Genomic DNA, 18,838 nt, shown 5'->3' with positions numbered 1-18,838 from the left:
CTGAGCCAGCTCGCCGTGGTCACTCGACAGACGGACCCCCAGATGGTCGGCGAGCCCCCGAGCGCATCGACCTCCTGACCGCCCGTTCCTGTCAGTTGACGGCGAGGCGGTAGGCGAGGAGGTTCCGGTGGCCGGCCATGACGATGTCGGCTGTCTCGACCGGTGTCTCGCCGACGTAGTACGTGCGGCTCATGGCCAGGACGGAAACGCCTGGTGGTATCGCCAGCGTCTCGACCTCGGCTGGGCTGGGCGGCCGAGCGGTCATCTCTTCGGTGACAGAGTCGATGTGCTGGCCGATGGTGTCGAAGCGCGCGACAACGCCGACGGCGGCGCCGGCTTCGGGTAGCTCGATCGGGGTTCCGGCTGTGAGGGCCGCGGGTTCCCAGGAGACGGCGGTCTGGATGGGTGTTCCGTCGTGGCGGTAGAGGTAGCGGGTGACGACGACGGGGTCGCCGGTCTGGATCGCGAGCCGGTCGGCGATGTGCTCGTCCGCACTCTCGTGGGTGGTCTCGTGGTCCCAGGTGGCGTGGCCGCCGGAGGCCTCGACGGAGCGCGCGAACGGTGAGGTGGGTTCGGTCGAGGTGGCCGGGCGGCGTTGGTAGAAGTCGGTCGCGATCCGCCGGACCGAGTGACGGGTCTGGACGAACGTGCCGTGCTGGCCTCGGGTCTCGACGAGCCCTTCGGCTTGGAGCTGGGCGATGGCCCGTCTGATCGTCTCCTGCGCGGCCTCGTAGGTGCGGGCGAGTTCCCGGTGCGGCGGAAGCCGGGAGCCAGGTGGGTACTCACCGGAAGCGATCTTTTCGCGCAGTGACGCGGCGATCCGCGTGTAGGGCGGTCCGGCGGACGACATGCCCTAGACCATAGCCGCATCCACTGTCCCGCAGCATGATTGCATGCCTTAAGGCATCTAGATTTGCCTTAAGGCATGGTGCTAATGTCGGCCCAACGCACCCGGTCGCGGACCCAGGCGCCCGGATCGCGGACCCGTCTGACCCCACTCCTTGGTCTGGAGGATGCGATGGCCCAGCCCGCGCCACGCCCCCTGCCCGTCCCCTCCCCCGCGTCTCCCAGCCCCGACACGTCCACCGACGAGGCGGGAGACGTTCTCGCGGCGCCGCCAGACCCTGAAACCGACACGCAGACCGGGCTACGCCGCGCGGTCGGCTACGTGTGCATCCCGGGCGACGAGGACCGGATCAACGGCTTGCACCACCGCCTCGCCGTCCAAGCCCGGCAGGCGGGGCTTGATCTCGTCGAGGTCTACGCCGACCGCCAGACCCCCGACGACGCAACGGTCCGCCCAGGGCTGACCCTCGCCGTCGACGAGATCGCCCGTCACCCAGACGCGGTGCTGCTCGTCCCAGACCTGTCGCATTTGCCGGCGACCCGGGAAGGGTGGGCGGCGTGGGAGGAGCGGTTCACCAGCGTGGTCACCGAGATCCACACCCTCAGCCCCACACCCAGCCACATGGACACAGCCGAGCCGGAGCGGCTCCCCGGCTCTGTCCGGGCCGACGACAAGGCGCCGCGCGCCGAGGTTGGCCGGGCGCGGCTGACGCCGGAAAGTCCGTTCGAGGTGACGGTCCAGCCGGACGACGAAGTAGCCGGTGTGATCGCCCTCCTGCGGCAACTGCCGGCCGCGGCCCGGTTCGTCGAGTCATACGGCGACGTCGACACCACGTTGGCGTTCCTGTCCACCGCCACATCGGGGCCGATGGATGGCCCGGTATCGCACGGGCAGGCGAAGGCCACCGGGAGGCTCGGCCAGGAGCTCGTCGGCTTCACTACCGACGACCTTGACGGGTAGGGCCGCCGAACTACGGGCCGCCCTGACCGGCATGCCACTCGGCCCGGACGACGAACGGCTCCTCGCTTGGCTGGCCGCCCAAACCGCTGACCGCGCTCTCACCCTCGTCCGCCTTCTGCGGCGCGCCTGCGCCCCCGCGGCCTGACCCGCCTACCCCACCCCGCCAGGCGGTCCGGCGGGTCAGCGATGCCCGTACGGATGGCCTCCACAAGGTCCCAGTTCCGCGCGATGCCCGCCGCGATGTCGTCGGCGATGACATCCGTGGTGACACCGGCGGTGACGCCGCCGGGACCTTCGCCTCCAGTCCCCGCCAACGGCTTCCGGAACCGGCCCGCAGATTCGCACTGCCGATATAGGAGCTCCCTACTCATTTGGCAGGCCGCTATGACCACTCCGACCACCCGGCCCCGTGCCAACAAGCCAACCGCCGCCCAGGGCCGCCCGGGCGAGCCGACCGACGTCCGGCCCCGCATAGCCCGGCCCGCCGCCGGCCCACGCGTCGCCGCCGGCCCCGCCTCGGCGCGCCCGTCTGGGACTGCTGCAACGGCCACGACGACCGACGTCTCCGCCGTCCCGCTGACCAGCCCACGCGACGCAGCAGTCGCGCTCTCGGAGGCCAGCAGAACGCGCGGGTCGCGGAGAGGAAACGGGGAGCTTTGGATCCGGCTGGCGACCGTCGCGGCCGTCGTCACCGTCGCGCTGATCGCCGGCATCGTGTCCTACAGACACATGGCCGGCGTCGCCCGCGAACACGGCGAGGACCGGGTGACGGCGGCGATCGTGCCGATCTCGGTCGACGGGCTGATCGTCGCGGCGAGCCTGACCCTCCTCGCCGACAGCCGCGCTGGCCGCCGCCGTTCCCCACTGCCATATGCACTGCTCGCGCTGGCTTCCACCGCGAGCATCGCCGCGAACGTCATGCACGCCGAGCCTGACCTCGCAGCCAGGTTGATAGCCGCGTGGCCATCAGCAGCTTTGATCGGGTCCTACGAAATGCTCATGAGCCAGATCCGTAAGGCTCGCCACCAGCCGGAACGTGCCGCCGGCCCACGCAGTCCTGACCCGGACAGCACCCGACGGTCCACGCTCAGCGGCGACCGCCCAAACGCCGCCGGCCACGACGACAGCCAGGTTGGCGCCGAAGCGCACGGGGCGAATGGCCTGGAGCACCTCGACGACCGGCAGCGCATGGAGCCGACCGCTGTCCAACACGCCGGCCATCCGACCGCCTCCGGCTCGTCTCTCCCGGCGCCCGCCGCGCAGATCGAGAACGCCGCACCGCTGTCGGCCCCAGACAGCGACGAGCCCTGGCCGGACGGCGACGCGGGGTGGGACGCGCCGGAGCCCATCCCGCCGGCCGTGCTCACTCGGGCCCTGCGCACCTGCCGGCGCGGCAGCAAACGCGCCCGCCTCGCCGCCGTTCTGCTCCGCGACGTCGCCCCCGACGACCCGCGCACCGACTACGCCCTCGCCCGAGACCTCGCGCCCGTCATCGACCTACACGCGGGCACCGCCCGCCGCTACCTATCCGAATGGCGCCGCCAAGCCATAGCCGCCGCCTGAGAAGACGCCCGTGCGGCCAGTCGCGCTGGCGGCGCCCGAGGATCGCCGATTATCGATGAGGTCGCGGACAAGATCATAATTCGGAAACCTGCCTGCGTAGGGCTTGGGCCGCCCTAGCCAATGACACTGCCGCCACCGCGGACCCGCGTACCTCGCAGCCTCGGGGCGCGACGCTCCTTCGCCTCACGCCATCGATTGTCGCCTAGACGACAACATCGCCACTTTCTGTCATCCTGACAGGAAGCTAGTCTGGTGGCATGCAAGAAGAACCTTGGAGACCGCCGTCCGTGCTGATCGCCGTGGACCTGGTGATCCTGACCCTGCGGCAATCGGTCCTACGAGTGCTGCTCGTTGAACGAGGCGAGGAGCCCTACCGGGGCGCCCTGGCCCTGCCGGGCGGCTTCTTGGCTCACGCCGAGGAGAGCATCCAGGCCGCGGCGACTCGGGAACTCGCGGAAGAGACTGGCCTGGACGTTTCTGGGCTACATCTTGAACAGCTTGGTGTGTACGACGAGCCCGGCCGTGACCCACGTGGACGTGTGGTCTCCGTGGCCTATCTGGCGATCGCGCCGCAGCTACCTGATCCCGTCGCAGGAACCGACGCCGCTGACGCCGCTTGGCGGCCAGTCGATCAGTTTCTCGACGCTCGATGTGATCTCGCCTTCGACCACAAGCGGATCGTCACCGACGGCGTCGAGCGTGCCCGCTCGAAGCTGGAGCACTCCGCCCTCGCGACTGCATTCTGCGACGCTGTTTTCTCGATCGCCGACCTCCAGGAGGTTTACGAGGCGGTGTGGGGGATGCCTCTCGACCCTAGGAACTTCGCCCGGAAGGTCCGCACGACGGAAGGCTTCATCGCTCCCGCCGGGCAGGCACGTGCTACCGCGGGGCGGCCCGCTCGCCTCTTCGCGGCGGGGCCAAACAAAACCCTGTACCCACCGATGGTCCGTCCGCCCCGGCCGCCGACTTTGAAGGAGCTCCAGTGACCCGCAAACCGGTTGTAATTCTCACTGCGTTGGATTCCGAGTACGACGCGGTTCGGCAACAGATGCAAGACAGGCGCTTTCGTAGACATCCTCAGGGTACCCAGTTTGAGCTAGGAAAGGTCGCTTCTGGTCGGTGCCAGATCGCGTTGGCACTGGTCGGAAAAGGTAACGGCGCTGCCGCGATCATCGCCGAGAGGGCCATCACCGAGTTCGACCCAACTGCCGTCTTCTTCGTCGGTGTTGCGGGCGCGCTCCGCTCCAATCTCGGACTCGGCGACATCGTTGTGGCGACCCACATCTACGCCTACCACGGCGCCACCAGTGAAGACGACGGACGCAAGTCCAGGCCGCGAGCGTGGGAGATCCCGCACGCAATCGATCAGCTTGCGCGCGAGGTAAAAAGAAACGGCGAGTGGATGGGCAACCTGTCCGACCGGGGGCCGGCTCCGTCCGTTCATTTTGGCCCGATCGCAGCCGGCGAGATGGTCATCGACTCGAAGACATCAGCAGACGCACGATGGCTCCTCGATCACTACAACGACGCTATGGCAGTCGAGATGGAAGGCGCCGGGGTCGCGCAGGCGGCGCACCTGAACAGGAGCCGACCCGCGGTCGTGATCCGGGCTATCAGCGATCGGGCAGACGGGACCAAGCAGGTCAGCGACCGCGAGCGCTGGCAGGAACGAGCGGTCCAAAACGCAGCTGCCTTCGCCGTCGCCCTGGCCGAGAGAGTAGTTGCCGCCGAGCCCATGCCTGACAATGCGAAAACATCTACCGCCACGGTGAAGGGAACGGACATGCGTGACATGACCCGCAACATCGCCTCCGGAAACGCGCGCGTCGGTATGCAGGCTGGCAATGTACGCGGCGACGTCAAGATCAATATGGGACGTTCCGCCGCCCAGCAGCCGAAGGACCTGACCGCAGTGCTCGCTAGTCTCCGGGCCGAGGTCACCCGGGCCTGTGCATCCGGCGAGTTGGACGAAGACACGCGCGGCGCCGCGGAGGGCGAACTCGACATGGCCGACGACGCTCTGACCAGTGGGTCCGGCTCCGAGCAGGGCAAGCTTGTGCTCGCTCTCAAGAAGGTGCGCGGCCTCGTCGCCGATGTGGCCGACGCGGCCGCCCTGGCCGCACTCGCTATCACGCTCGCACAGGCGATGTCGTGACCGCACCGCATCCTGGCACAACGAATATTGCCGGGGACTCCGCGTGGGTCGGTTTGCAGACCGAGACTGTCCACGGCTCCGTCTACATCTACATGACTGGTGACGACGGGACAGCCCCTGAGAAGTTCGACCTTGGAGTCAGATACCTCGACGGCGGAATGTCGGGGCTCGCCCGCAAGACGATCGACGGGGCAGTCAAGTCCGGGGCCAGCGGTTCCCGAGTCTGCTTTTACTGGATGCTCTCGCAGGTCAGTGGCCGAACTTGGCGGGAGCTTTCGGACGAGGAACGCAAGCTTCTCCGAGATCCGTCGCCGCTCTTCGGTGCGAGCACGGAACCGAAGCCGGAAGACCCATGGGACCGTGCCGTCCGGATCGTCCGCGACCTAGTAGAGGCGGTCGAACAACCTTCAGGGAGTTTCTCTGAGGTGCTCGCCGGACTCGAGAATCTCGATGGTCCACAACGCGACAATGTCCTCCGACATTTGGAAATGTACTTAGATGGCCCCATCGAGAACGAACTCTGGAAACTAGCCGTTGCCCGAGCCGAGCAAGACCACAAGAAGGATGATCGCCACGGTCGGGTTCCGCTGTTCTTCGAGGCAGACCCCGCCGCGCCGAGAGAGCGGCCCACAAGACCGATCGAGATCTTTACCACCTCCGTTCTGAGTGGCGTGGCGGCCCTTGCGGCGCTTGCGCTCGGGACGAAGGATGTCTTTGATACCCTGGCGCGCGCGGGCTCCGCGGCAGCGCTCGTGACATGCTGCCTCGCTCTGACTGCGAGCTGTATCGGTGGCCGATACGCACTCGACTGGCGATTTCGGACCCTGCGGCGCCGACAGAAGGATGCCGAATATAGAAATTCGCCAATACGAAGACATCGACCGCCTCTGGATGGCTTCGCGGACAAGGTGGATAAAACGTTCGACCACTTTTTCGCCACGAACAGACTCCCCGACACGGGGCGCGGGGAGTGGATGAAGCAGACCGCCGCCATCCGCCGCGCAATGCGCGATGAGATCGTCGAAGTGTACCGTGATTCCCGCATCCCGATAGAAAAGATTTCCTGGCTCATCAAGCACCGCGCCAGAAGAACGCGGGATCGTTGGCAAGACGGCTCGCTATGGGACTATCGCCGCGAGCTGGCGACTCCCCTCCCACAACGGGCGGCGGCAATATTGTTGATCGCCGGCGGCGGCACCGCCTGGAGCTCGGCCATTCTTAAGGCAGCTCAGTCTGATCGCCTTGCCACGATAGGGGCTGCGCTGCTGACTGCTGGCGGAATATCGCTTACGGCACGCGCCGTATCACAAATATACCTGGAATTCCGCCGGAGCCGCGCGGACAGAGTGGACGCGCGCCGCACTAAGCGAGAAGACGATCGCGCATATCGTACATGGCGCGACGAACTGGAGGAACGCAGGCCCGAAGACACCGAGATGGCGGCATGGTTGGAATGCGACCGGGCACTACTATTGGACTCAGCGCTCAAAGTGCACCGGTTGCTCCCAAGTGATGTGTTGTCCTACGGGTTCATCCACGAGCGCGCTGATCCCGCAGGCCGCGCCCGCGTACTACGCGGTCCTTGGCGTTACAGCCGCTACACCATTATGGTCTTTCTGCTGACAGACAGAGGAGTTCGCCAACTAACGGCCGAGCTCAATTTCGCGCAGGGATCGTTCCACGACTGGCAGGAGGTCGAGTACCGGTTCGACGTGATTGCCTCCGTCCGGATGAGCCGCAAGGACGGCGGTGAACGAAGCTTCAAGCTTAGGCTCGTCGACCAAGACGAGATCAGCTTTGAGGTCACAGGCTCAGCCGGCCATCCCCTACCGAACGAGACAGCGGACTCGATCTCCGCCGCCGCCCTCGATGCCGCAGGCCTACACCACACGCTGCACCTCCTCCAGGGAGTTGCTGCCGAGGGGCGAGAATGGCTACTAGACGGCACGCGTCTTGCCAGTCACCGACTTGACAGTCTTACCGAAGAAACGTCTGTTCCAGCCGGTTAGCCAGCTTGGGGGGCATCGTGGCTGCGCCCACCTCTCCGAGCACGAGGCCTGACGGTCTCCGCGGAGCCTGATCGATCGCGGTGTCGGATTGGCGCGACAAACTGACTACATCTCCAATTGGTAGCCGCGCAAGCTATCAATGTCGCAGGCCCGGTCATAATTGGCTGCGTCACTGGGGTCGATGGGTCGGTCTCCCAGCGCATGGAGTATGGGATCGGCGGCACCGGGCCGGGCGGGTGGACCGTAGGGCAAGCCGAGGATGTGGTGACGGTAGTGCTCGACACGGCCGGCCGCCTGATTCCACTCGGTTGTCTCGGCACCGCTGTCGAGTGGGCGGGGGCCGAGCAGTGAGACGAGGTAGCTGGTGGGCTCGGAATTCGCGTGGAGGAGGGCCTCGGCGGTTTGCCGGTCGAGGGCGGCCTCGATACGGCGAAGCCGGGTCTCCAGTTCCGCGCGTGCCAGCAGCTCGGCCCGCTGGAGCGGCTCGCTTCCCGGTGCGGCAGCCGGGCCGGCGGCTGGGTTGTGATCGCCCGGCCGGGCCAGTCTCGCGGTGAGGGTCCGGCGTTCGGCGGCGAGCGCCGGGGTCGGGCGGATGGCGAGGTGGGACGTCTCGGCTCGGGCGAGCAGGTCGGTGACAGCGTTCCATTCCTGCTGGGCGGTGCCGGGGGCTGGTAGGTCGTAGAGCGTCAGGTCGATCCCAGCGCGGCGACACAGGTCGGCTACGCGGTGGTCGAGGATCGCGGCTGCGGTCTGGACACGATCGACCGGATCTTGGCGGAGGGCTGCGGCGAGCCGAGCAGGCGGGTGACCGGCGTCCAGGAGAGCATGCAGGCCGGCGATCGCCCGGTCGCGGGGCACCCTCTGGCCGGGATTCGTGAACTGGTCTCGCACCGATTCGGGCAGGAACGCGGCCCAGGCGTGGGCAAGTCGGGTGGCCTGGTCGCGGGCCACAAGCCACGGGTCGCGTGTCCGGTCGTCGGGGGTGGCGCCGGGCGGTGGGCCGGCTGACCAGATCGGGGCGGCGGGTCGATGGCGGGCGTGGTAGATCGCGAGGCCGCTGACTGCCCTGTCCCACACCGCACGCTTCGGGCCGGCCGTCGGTCGGGGCCCGATCCGGGCGACGAGCCGGGCTGGCGGGTCGGTGAGCGCAGCCGCGCGAAGGGCGGCCTCTGAGGCCAGCTCGGCGCGGCGCAGTAGAACCTGCCGCGATATCGCGTCGACGTCGAGGGCGCCCTGGTCGGATCCTCTGCCGGACATACTCGGGCCGGTCCTCGGCCCGATCGGCACACCCGCCGCCGCCGCGACTTGCCGGACCGACGCGGAGCGGGCCGGCCGGCTCGGCTCGGCCGGCGACGCCTGGCTCGGCGCGAACGGCGCGTCCGGCGCGAACGGCGCGTCGCGGCTCGCGGCGGCGCGCTCGTGGCTCGTGCGGTCCACGTCGGACCTGGTGGAGCCCGCCGGCGCAGTCGCTACCGGGAGGTGCTGGCCGGGGAGACGTTCCGAGGCGCGCCGGCCGGCGCGCAGGGCGGTGAGTTCGGCGAGGGTGTGCGTGGCGCGCAGCTGATGGGCGCTGGCGGCGACCGGGTCCCGGGCGGCAGCGGTGTATTCGAGCTCGGAGCGTTCGAGGCGGCCGGCCAGCCGCTCGATCGGGTCGTGCGATCCGGGGCTGGGGGCGGCGGGCAGCCAGTTCTCGTCATCGTCGCGGGTGGTGAGGTCCTCTCGGCGGATCAGGTAGGCGGCCAGGTCGGTGCGGGCGCGGGACAGCATGACATAAAGGCCAGCCCGTGAGGTGTCGTCGGTGACAAGGGCGCGGGCAGTGTCCATCGTCGAGCCCTGCGCCTTGGCCGCGGTCAGTGCGTAGGCGTGGGCGAGGCCGCCGTCGCGGCCGTCATCGAACTGGTGGGTGAGGTAGGTCCACGGCACGACGACGGCGCCCTTGGACGGGAAGTAGACCGTCAGCGACTGGGCGGCCGGGTTGGCGGGGTCGACGTGTACGGCGGTGACGACGCCGATGGTGCCGGTGCGGATGTATGCCGAGCCGGGCCGGCCGGCAGGGATCAGCGTGTGGCCGGTCTGGGTGAGGGTGACGACCTCGTCGCCGACCTGGAACTCCCGGCCGGCGACGGCCAGCGGCGGGCCGGTCAGGCTGCCGTCCGCGGTCAGGAGCGTCCTGGCCGCGCGGTTGAGCGCCTCGACGTCGCGGTGGCGCTCGGCCAGCAGGTGCGCCTTGACCGGCTTCGGCGCCTGGGCGGGCCGAGGGCGAACAGTGTCCGGGTCTGGGCCGAGCGTGTCCTGCTCGATGGCGTCGATTTGGCGGCGACGCTCGGCGTACCAGTCGGCCACCGCCTGGGCGAGCAGCGCATCCGAGTCGTCGGCGAGATGGATCTTGCCCGTCGAGGCGAGCCGGTCGAGCGCTGCGATCGGGGAGCCAGCTTCGGCGCGCAGCGCGTCGAGCGCGGCGCGGACCACCGCCATCTCCGGCCCGGTCTGGCGGTGCACGGTCGTCAGCGTCGGCACGTCGGGGGTCGTCTCGACGAGATGACGGAACCAGCCACCCGCCGCGACCGATCCGAGCTGCGCCGGGTCACCTAGCAGGATCACGACCGTCCCGTTCCGGGCGGCGTAGTCGACCAGGCGAACGGCGTCGCGTGTGCCTATCTGAGTCGCCTCGTCCACGATCAGCACCGACCCTGCTGGCCACACCGCGGCTAGTTCGCCGGCGGGGTCGGCGTCGACCGCGTCGAGGAGGGTCAACCAGCTCGCGACGACCCGTGCCGGGACGCCGATCCGGTCGGCCAGCTCCTCGGCCTGCCGGCCACCGTGCGCGGTCGCGAACACCGTCCGGCCCTCGGCTTCGACGATGTCGACCAGGACTCGCATCGCCTCCGTCTTGCCGGTCCCTGCGGCCCCGACCGCGAGACGCACCAGGTCCTGGTCGGCGAGGAGCCTGCGCACCAGCTCCGCCTGCTCCCCGGACAGCACCGGTCCGACGCTCCCGGCACGCGGCGGCGCACCGTTGGTCTCCGGGTCCACGGTCCGACCCGTGCCCGTATCTGCGACCGGGCCGGCGGCTCGACCGGCGCGCACGCTACTACCGCGCAGACCGGCGCGGTCGGCCGCGGCGCCAGTCGCGCCGTTCGCGCCTCCTGCGTTCGCGCCGGTCGTGCCAGACGCGCCGTGCGGGCTCGCGCCAAGGCCGGTGGGGTCGCGGGTGGCGGCGGCCAGGTGCGCATCGACGAGCCGAGCGCTGGCCAGGACACGAGGCGCGACGCCGGCGGCGACGCGGCCCCGACTGATCAGCGCGAGCAGCCGCTTCTCAGCGTCCAGCATGTCCTCGACGGTGTAGAGAGGCTCCGGTTCCTGCCGGCGTCGCTGCCCCGGCGTCGCGTCCAGCAGGTAAACGACCCGCGGATCGGCGAGGAACCGGTCGGCGAGCCGCTCGATCGCCTCCGCGTCGAGCCGGTCGCAGCTCCAAGCGGAGATGTGGCGGACGATGTCGCGGCGGCCGAACATCGTCGACTTCTCCGTCAGCCCCACCGGGCCGGCCAGCAGGGTGAACAGCTCGGCGACATCCCGGTCGCTCACCGGCTCCGGCCGGTACTCCCCTGCGGCGGAAAGTGCGCGGACCTGGCCGACGGTCCATCCGCCCGCTTCCAGCCGATCGACCTGCAACGCATGCACTGCCTCGTCGGCCAGCACAGTCTTGGGCGCCCGCGAGCCGCGTTGCGCGGCGGACATCGTCGCTCCCGACGGCTCGAACCCGGCGGCGACGAGTTGAGTGAACTCGTCCATCACCTCGCCGTGCCGCGTCGAGAACGCCGTCAACAGCTCCGCGGGGAACGCCGCCAGCTCCGCGACCCCGTTACGGACCGGTCCCCACTCCAGGCCGCGACGCTTGGCGAGCTCGTGGCGCAGCACCGCCGCGCCGACGAATCCCGCGGTCCGGACATGGCCCAGCAGCACCGCACCGTCGAGCGCCCGCCACTCCCAGCCCGACACCGACATGTCCGAACCGTCGTCGTCCGTGGGCACGACCACAGCGTTGATCACGATGTTGTGGACGTGCAGATGCGCCTCGACGCTGCGCGACACGTCATGCAGATACGACGCCACCGCGAGGCCCTCGGCGGGCCGGTTGCGCCCGGCGACCTTCCCGAATGCGGCATGCCGCTCCAGGTAGCCGATCGTCGCGTCGACCGCCGCGTCCAACGCGGCCGCGACATCCGCCCGCATCGCCGCGTCCCCGAACGCCCAGAGCAAACTCACCGACTTCGGCGCCGCGCACACGACGTCGAACCCGAGCACCATCGCCGGCTCCACCCGCGCCGCCATCCACCGTTCCAGGTCGCCGCGGCGAACCCGCCACTGCCCATCCGCACCCTTGCGCCCGGCCAGCATCTCGGCGGAGGCCTCCTCCCCGGCCAGGGCCGTCTTCCGGACCAGGAAACGCAGGTACGTCGCGCTCACCCCGGCCAGCACGGACGCCTGCCTCAACGTCAGCAGCTCGCCAGCCCCGTCGGCCGCCGCGCCGCCGCTGCCCGCCGGCCGGGCTGCCGCCGTGCCGGCGTCCCGGGTGGCGGACCGCACCCGCGCCGCCGACCCGGCCGCTGGCAGCAACGGCCGACCGGTCACCGCATGCCGGCCCTCCAGCAGCCGGGCCAGCGCCTTTCCCGTCACCTCGCCCCGCAGCCCGACCAGCTCCGCCAGCTGCCCCCGCGCCCGGCCGACCGCCCGGCCGTAGTAGCCCGCCAACCCGACCGAGGACCCCGACTGGCCACCCTCCACATAGGCGACCACCGCCCGAGCCGCACGCCGCAACTCCCCCGGTGAACCGGGCCGTATCCGCAACACCCGAGCCGTCGCGATCACCGCGCACCACCGGTCCGGACGCCCCTGCGACGTGACAGACGAGAACTACTCGAGCAGTGATCGCGGCACGCCATAGGACGCTCCGATCAGCGAGGAGCAGCAGCGCCGGCACAGCCGGCAGCCACCCGGACAGCTCCCAGCCTGCGAACCGCTGTCACCGCCATCGACACCACGCACGACACCGCGCAAACCTCGGTCACCAGGCCGGTCATCACGTCGGCCATCGCGACAGACATCCGCCCAGCTGGCGGCCAGTCCTAGCGCCGCCGAACAGGCCGGGAAGACGGCATCTCCCGGAGCGCTCGACGCCCTGACGATCATGAGTGATCGCCAGCAACCCGCCGGCAGGCCAACCCTCCAGCCTGCGAGCCACTGACACTGCGCATGTCACCGCCGATAACACCGCGACCGTCACCCCGGCCGAACCGCACATCCCGACAACCGCAGCGCGATGGTCTCCGTGAGGGCCTGCATGATGCCTCCGTGAGGGCCAGCGCGAGGGCCACCGTGATGCCGGGGGCGTGCACGCTGAAGGGTTGAACTCGCGGCGACCCGCGGCGCGCCGGCCTCCGGGCGATCGTGGCGGTCGCCGCGTCCCGCCGGCCCTCGCGATGGCACCACCGCGCGCCACCCAAGGCCGGCGCCAGGCGACGCGGCCCGGACCGGCCCGCCCTCGACGCCCGCCAGCGGCTCACCTCAATGTCGGCCCGCCGGCACCCGCCGCCGACCAATCCGCGAGACAAGCAGTCCCGTCCGCTACGAGACCGGGCCGGGCAGCACGAAGAGCGCCGTCCAGACCACCCAGCCGTTGGAGGATCTGCGCCGACATCGCCCGCCGGCTTCGACGGGGCTCCCTGGATGACGGCATCACTGGAAGATCAATAAAGTGCTGGTGCGCCGGGAGACGGCGTCAGGGTAGGAGGCTCAGCGTCCGGTTTGCCTTGACGACGGTGAAGTGGCGTCTGTCGACCGTCGCGACCTCGTCAATACCGAGACGTTCCGCGCACGCGATCACGGAGGCGTCGACGGTGCCGAGCGGAAGATCCTGGTACCGGCCGACCAGGTCGGCGATGCGAAGCCAGTCGGTGGTGTGGACGGGCTCGATGTCGAAGGCACCGGACGCAAGATCGCCAAGGAAGCGCAGCTCCGCGTGGGTCCCGAGACGAGTACCGAGCAGGTAGACGACCTCGGTCAGAACCAGGGTCGGGACAATGAGCGGGCCGGGGTGCGTCTCCAACAGGTCCGCGCAGGCTTCGTGGTGCTGGTCATCGGCGTCGACGTAGGCGTAGAGCGGCCCAGCATCGACGACGAGAGCTACGGCGTCACCTCGTTGGCGAGGATCTCCTCAATCCGTTCGGAGATGTCATGCCGCCCGCTGTGCCCCGCGCCGCGGGCGCCCAGAACCCGTCGGCCCCCGCGCGCCTCGGCGCCGCGTTCGAGCAGCTCAGCCAGGCCCGCAGGGACGATCGCCGCCAGCCGCCGGCCGTGGTCGGTCAGATAGACGACCTGCCCGGACTCGGCAGCCTCCCGGGCCACGAGGGCAAGCTGCTCGCCCTCCGGCAGCGGCATCTCAGTCACGACAACATCGTAACGCCGCCAGCCCACCAGCACCGAACGGCAACCGCTCGCGCGGAGCCGGACAGAGCAGGGTCAGCCCTCCCACGACCGCCGGCGGGGCGTCGACCTGCCGGACAGGCCGCCGGCTCTGAGGATCCGCGCCGGTCTCGGCGTCGCCACCGTGACCGCAGTCCGGACGCCGGGACTCGCGGGTTCCCTCACGGCTGCGAGTCGCCGCGTCGTACTCCGCGAGAATCACCCGTCTCATCACATCTTGGCAGGTAGGGGACCGCCCCGACCAATGATCAATGATGATTTCTGGAGTCACTCCCTTTTCAATTTCCCACCATCCTCATCTTCCTTTGCCCAAGACCGAAAGATCCGCAGGGCTACGGCGGTGGTTGAGCCGACAGGTCCCGTCCCGCACGAACCGGACCAAACGGTGCGCCCACCCCCGAGGCCCTCCTGCTCCGGCACAGATGACCCTTGCGGCTACGCCACAAGGGTCCAGGGGAATGGTGCCGCTGCGTGCCGCGAAATCGGCCGAGGCCGACACACAAGAGAGACGGCCAGCCGCGTCACGACGCGGAGGTCCCCCCATGCGCCATCGACATCGTCGGCCTGAAGGGCTTCTACGCGGTCAGGCCGGGCTTGCCGGACGCGTGGGCGCCGACGGCGCGAAGAAGAGATAGTGGCACGTCACGTGTCAGCGTCGCCGGCTGCACGAACCGCACCGGGAGTCACGGCCGAAGCCATCTCCAGCAGCGAGCCCGCCGACGTCACACCGTGATCAAGGAGGATGGAGACGTCCACAAGACGGCGGAGGCTGGGACCCGGTCGCAGCTTGGCTGCGGCAAATCTGAATCCGGTCCCGTATGCAGCCACGATGACATGCACGAGGTCGTTCGTGGTGACCCAGTTTTCCCGATGAACGAGACGGTGACCTTCGCGGTGTCGTTGACGAGGACATCGGTCCGGAACGTGCGGTGCCATGACTGGGCGAAATCCCGGTCGAGAAAAGAAGCCGCCGGCCCGGCCCGACCAGCGAGTTCTGCTCACCCTCGACCAGGTGCTCGCCGAACTCGGTGGACCTGACAGCCCGCTGCCGCGGTCGACCTGGCACGACTGGCAGACCAAGGGCACCGGCCCGAAGGTCATCAAACTGCCCAACGGCCAGATCCGGGTAGCCCGTAACGACCTAAACAGCTGGCTCGACAGCCTGACCCGCGACCCGGCCGCCTCATGAACCGCATCCAGGCCGGCGTCCCCGACCCGGGCGGGGAGGACCGGCGAACCACCTTCGATGTCCGCGTCTGGTCGGTCAGGGAACTCCGGCGCAAGAATGGTTCCAGTTGGCAGGTCGGCTGGCAGGTCGCCGGACGGCCCCGCGCGAACACCCGCACGTTCGCCTCGAAGTCGGCCGCCGAGTCGCGCCGCGCCGAGATCCTCACCGCCGTCCGGAAGGGCGAGGCGTTCGACGTCGAGTCCGGGCTTCCGCTGGCCGAGTGGCGCGCCATCGCGCAGCCGGCGCCGCCACCAGCGCGGACCTGGCTCGAGGTCGCCCGTGACTTCGCCGACGCGAAATGGGCCGAGCACCAGGCACCAGGGACCCGGCGCGCGGTCGCCGAAGCGCTCGTGGCGATCACCCCGGCCCTGTTCGACGAACCGCCACCGGCCGCCCTCGCCGAGCTGGTCCGTGAAGCGCTGGGGGGCTGGGCTTTCCTCACCGGAAGGCGCATCACCCTGCAGCCAGATGGCCGACGCATCGAGAACGAGCCACCCGCCGGCTGGGCAGCCGTGCTCACCTGGATGGAGCGGCACAGCCGGCCCGTCCACGACCTCGACGACATCGACGTTGCACGCGCTGCGCTCGTCGCGCTGTCCCACCGCCTGGACGGCAAGCAAGCCGCGGCCAACACGATCAGCCGCCGGCGCATCCTGTTCAACCAGGTCGTGAATTTCGCCATCGCGCGCGGCGACCTCGACGCCAACCCGCTGCAGCGCGCCCAATGGACCCCGCCGCGCCAGGTCGTCGTCGTCGACCGTCGAGTTGTCGTCGACCACACCCGCGCGCTGCGGCTGCTCGCCGCGGTCGCCGAGAACGCCCCAGAGCTGGAGGCGTTCTACGGCTGCAGCTACTACGCGGCGACCAGGCCGGGTGAGACGCAAGAACTCAACATCAACCAGCTGACTCTGCCCGAGTCCGGCTGGGGCGAGGCCGCGCTCGAAGGCAACAACCCCGAGGTCTCGCCACGATGGTCCGACGAGCCCGACCAGCCCCGACAAGCCCGGGAGCTCAAGCACCGCGAGAAGGGCGAAGTCCGGCCAGTCCCGCTCCACCCCGAACTCGTCGCGCTTCTCCGCCGGCACATCGAGCGATTCGGGATCGCGCCAGACGGCCGGATCTTCCGATCAAAGACGGGTGGCGCGGTGAAGGCAGCCCGATACCTGGCGGTGTGGCGCACAGCCCGGAAGAAGGCACTGACGGCGGTAGAGGCCGCTTCCCCGCTCGCGCGACGCCCCTACGATCTACGTCATGCGGCCGTGTCCCGCTGGCTGAACGCCGGAGTGCCGCCCACCCAGGTCGCCGAGTGGGCCGGCCACGGCGTCCGCGTACTGCTCACGGTCTACGCGAAATGCATCGTCGGCCAGGAGCAGCGCGCCCTGCAGCTCATCGACGCCTCATTCGCCGCTGAGCAGCAAGCCAGCCCGGTCCCAGACCCGGCTGCACCCGCGCCAGGACACGAGCCCGCAGACCATGATCGCGTCGACACGGAGTCGGCAGAGACCCGGATACCACCGGAGCCAGCCGGACCGTTCCGGACACCTTCCGTAGCCAGCCTCGGCCCGACGGAGCCGTCAAACGAGGACTACTTCTCGCTCTGAACAGCGAAAACACCTGGTCAGGCTGTCCGCACCGCGAGACCCGGCCAACGCCACGCGCTGTAGTCGATCTGCGGATCAAGCAATCTACACAATCTTCGAGGGCACGAGCGAGATCCAGCGCCTGGTGATCGCCCGCGCTATCTCCGGCGTGCATATTCGCTGATGGCCGGTTAACGGTGACTCACCGTGCGCACTGAGTTCGTGCGGCCCCATCGACTCCTCATCCACGTCGATCTTGACGGGTGTTCGTCCGCTGGCCGCTCAAGCTGGCGCCCGGACCGGCTCGGGCCGGCCTCCGGAATGGCGACGGATAGGCGTCCTGATCTGGGCTCGTGAGCTGTCGGGCGTCGGACCCCTCGCCAGAAGCCGCTAAAGCGGGCGCGAAGGGTGTGGAGACCGCACTGCCGAGACCGGCCGCCGTAGTGTGTCCGCGATTAGCGCCGCCGCGTGGTCGCCGTTCCAGGCGCCTTCCGCTTTCGCCCATACCGTGTGCGCGGTGCCGGGTCGGTGGTCGGGACGGTGTTGCCCGTCCAGCCGCAGGTGCACGCCCGCACGACGGAAGTGAACGTGCCGCATTCGGCGCCCACACGGAGCCACTGGTGCGCCAGCGTCGCCGAACTGTGCGCGTGGTGGTGACCGGCTCGCCACTGCGCAGAAGCCTTCACAGAACCGCAAGCCGATCTCACACTCCGAGCCGACTACCAGTTCGGCCCCGAGGTTTGTATTGCCACCCGCAGCACGTCGATCCCGCAGCACGTCGATCCCGCAGCACTCGCCGCCCAGCTGGCGGTCAGACAGCCGCTGGCCGGGTCAGCCGGTGGGTATCCGGGCTACTCCTCCACAGAGGTTGGCGTGGGAGTCGGCCAGTTCGGCCGCCGCTGCGCTCTCGGGGCGCCAGCGGTGTATGTATACGAAACCCGGGTCGACCAGTCGCAGGCCATCGAAGAAACGCTCGATCGCTGAGTTGGAACGCACACTGACCTTGAATCCCCGCTGCCGGTAGACCTCGGCTCCCTCGTCCGACGTGTCGGGTGAGGCCTCGCGGTCACCATGGCTTATCGTCAAGAAACTCCCGCCGGGGAGCGCGTCCACATACCGGCGGACGAGGCCGTAGGGGTCGTCGGTGTCGGGAATGAAATGGAGGATCGCAGCCATTGAGAGCGCGATGGGCCGGTTGAGGTCGAAGATGTCGCGAACGGCGGAGGAGGCGAAGATCTCCTCTGGTTCGCGCAGGTCGGCGTTCACCATCGTCGCGCCGGCTCCTGCTGACGCGCCGGTCAGAAGGGCCCGCCCGTGAGCGAGCACGATCGGGTCGTTGTCGACATAGATGACCCGGCACTCCCGGGCGACGCTATGAGCCACGTCGTGGATGTTCGGGCTGGTGGGAATACCAGAGCCCAGGTCGAGGAACTGGCGGACACCTGAATCGGCGGCGAATCGGGTCACCCGCCTGAGGAACGCACAGTTCTCCTCGATGGTGGAAACGATATCCGGAAACACTTTCAGGAACTCTTCGCCTGCTTGCCGGTCTGCCAGGTAGTTGTCTTTACCGCCGCGGTAGTAGTCGGACATGCGAGCCAGGTGCGGCACGTCGGTGTGAAGATCGAGCGACGTGTCGCCAGCTCGGGCGTCTTCGCCCACCACCACCGATTCGAAATTCCAGGGCCTCTCACCCGTGGCGCCGCTCTCGGCCACAGACTCTCATCCCTTTCGTTCCGTGACCCCCTCGCAGCAGCTCGGGACCCGATGGCGTCCGCGCAACCGCGTCACGGCCGGACCGGCCGTGACGTGGATCATACTGGATGGTGATCTCCATCGGTAACGGACAGCCTCCCCGTCGAACGCGCCGAAGCTCTTGAGCCGGCTCGAGTTTCGGCTACTGCGCGTAAGACTTCGAATGCGGGCCGCCGCGCTAAGAAGTTGTCTCATGTGGCCAGTTTCTTCCAGCAGGTCAGTGCGGCTGCGAGGCTGAGGAATCCGAGGAAGTTGTGG

11 protein-coding genes and 1 pseudogene are annotated in these 18,838 nt (G+C 69.1%); 7 read left to right on the top strand and 5 right to left on the bottom strand.

The window, feature by feature from the left end; all coding sequences use genetic code 11:
• Positions 1 to 91: 91 nt before the first annotated feature.
• On the bottom strand, positions 92 to 850 hold the full coding sequence (locus tag I6A60_RS06795) for a GntR family transcriptional regulator (RefSeq protein WP_203023000.1): 759 nt from the start codon (positions 848 to 850) through the stop codon (positions 92 to 94).
• Positions 851 to 1,018: 168 nt separating this feature from the next.
• On the opposite strand from I6A60_RS06795, the gene I6A60_RS06790 reads away from it, so the two are divergent.
• The 5 genes from I6A60_RS06790 (at position 1,019) to I6A60_RS06770 (ending at position 7,534) form a co-directional block, all read left to right on the top strand.
• Positions 1,019 to 1,807 (top strand): hypothetical protein, encoded by a 789-nt coding sequence (locus I6A60_RS06790; RefSeq protein WP_203022999.1) that lies wholly within the window; start codon positions 1,019 to 1,021, stop codon positions 1,805 to 1,807.
• Between the two features lie 384 nt (positions 1,808 to 2,191).
• Positions 2,192 to 3,370, top strand: a complete 1,179-nt coding sequence (locus tag I6A60_RS06785; protein ID WP_203022998.1) for a DUF2637 domain-containing protein — start codon at positions 2,192 to 2,194, stop codon at positions 3,368 to 3,370.
• A gap of 257 nt (positions 3,371 to 3,627) precedes the next feature.
• Positions 3,628 to 4,356 carry an NUDIX hydrolase gene (locus I6A60_RS06780; protein WP_203022997.1) on the top strand — a complete coding sequence of 243 codons (729 nt, stop codon included), beginning with the start codon at positions 3,628 to 3,630 and terminating at the stop codon, positions 4,354 to 4,356.
• A complete protein-coding gene (locus tag I6A60_RS06775; RefSeq protein ID WP_203022996.1) occupies positions 4,353 to 5,525 on the top strand; it encodes a 5'-methylthioadenosine/S-adenosylhomocysteine nucleosidase in 1,173 nt (390 codons plus the stop codon). Before I6A60_RS06780 ends, I6A60_RS06775 begins: the two co-directional genes overlap by 4 nt.
• A complete protein-coding gene (locus tag I6A60_RS06770) occupies positions 5,522 to 7,534 on the top strand; it encodes a hypothetical protein (RefSeq protein WP_203022995.1) in 2,013 nt (670 codons plus the stop codon). The genes I6A60_RS06775 and I6A60_RS06770 overlap by 4 nt, the downstream gene beginning before the upstream one ends.
• Before the next feature lie 105 nt (positions 7,535 to 7,639).
• Here I6A60_RS06770 and mobF read toward each other — a convergent pair whose 3' ends face one another.
• The 3 genes and pseudogenes from mobF to I6A60_RS06755 all read right to left on the bottom strand — a co-directional run bounded on the left by mobF (position 7,640) and on the right by I6A60_RS06755 (position 13,972).
• Entirely contained in the window at positions 7,640 to 12,331 is a 4,692-nt protein-coding gene (mobF, locus tag I6A60_RS06765) for a MobF family relaxase (RefSeq protein WP_374210297.1), read from the bottom strand.
• A gap of 982 nt (positions 12,332 to 13,313) precedes the next feature.
• Positions 13,314 to 13,700: pseudogene (locus I6A60_RS06760) on the bottom strand (type II toxin-antitoxin system VapC family toxin); the annotation flags it as partial.
• Positions 13,701 to 13,717: 17 nt separating this feature from the next.
• Positions 13,718 to 13,972, bottom strand: coding sequence for a hypothetical protein (locus I6A60_RS06755; protein ID WP_238434921.1), 255 nt, complete (start codon positions 13,970 to 13,972; stop codon positions 13,718 to 13,720).
• A gap of 979 nt (positions 13,973 to 14,951) precedes the next feature.
• Between I6A60_RS06755 and I6A60_RS06750 the strand changes: the two genes are divergently transcribed.
• Complete coding sequence (locus tag I6A60_RS06750; protein WP_203022992.1) at positions 14,952 to 15,206, top strand: AlpA family transcriptional regulator; 255 nt, start codon at positions 14,952 to 14,954, stop codon at positions 15,204 to 15,206.
• Positions 15,203 to 16,846 (top strand): tyrosine-type recombinase/integrase, encoded by a 1,644-nt coding sequence (locus tag I6A60_RS06745; RefSeq protein WP_203022991.1) that lies wholly within the window; start codon positions 15,203 to 15,205, stop codon positions 16,844 to 16,846. The genes I6A60_RS06750 and I6A60_RS06745 overlap by 4 nt, the downstream gene beginning before the upstream one ends.
• A gap of 810 nt (positions 16,847 to 17,656) precedes the next feature.
• Here I6A60_RS06745 and I6A60_RS06740 read toward each other — a convergent pair.
• The gene (locus I6A60_RS06740; protein WP_203022990.1) at positions 17,657 to 18,541 is read right to left on the bottom strand and encodes an SAM-dependent methyltransferase; all 885 of its coding nucleotides are present in this window, start codon (positions 18,539 to 18,541) and stop codon (positions 17,657 to 17,659) included.
• Positions 18,542 to 18,838 lie beyond the last annotated feature (297 nt).

It is taken from the genome of Frankia sp. AgB1.9 (assembly GCF_016786355.1).
Classification (GTDB): domain Bacteria; phylum Actinomycetota; class Actinomycetes; order Frankiales; family Frankiaceae; genus Pseudofrankia.
The sequence above is the reverse complement of the archived record's forward strand: the minus strand, read 5'-3'. Positions and strand labels throughout refer to the sequence as shown.